Here is a 239-nt window from a genome sequence, read left to right on the forward strand (position 1 = left end):
CGTACGGCCTCCTTCTCCGCAACGGGCGAGGGTGGTTCGGCTGCCGTCGAGAACGCAACCGTGCCTGCCGATCCGGCCCTGTCGAGCTTTGTTGGCAATGCGCTGTCGGCTTCGGATCGTCCGGAACTGACCTCGGCGAAGATCATCATCTCGGGCGGTCGCGCACTTGGTTCGGCTGAAAAGTTCCAGGAAGTGATCCTGCCGGTTGCCGACAAGCTCGGTGCGGCGGTTGGCGCCAG

General features: G+C 64.4%; 1 protein-coding gene. It reads left to right on the top strand.

Going from position 1 to position 239, the window contains the following annotated elements; genetic code table 11:
* Window positions 1-239, top strand: a 239-nt coding sequence (locus tag HWD97_RS24435; protein ID WP_371835835.1) for an FAD-binding protein, incomplete at both ends; no start/stop codon positions are given.

The organism is Ochrobactrum sp. C6C9, from assembly GCF_022627935.1.
Taxonomy (GTDB): Bacteria; Pseudomonadota; Alphaproteobacteria; order Rhizobiales; family Rhizobiaceae; genus Brucella; species Brucella teleogrylli.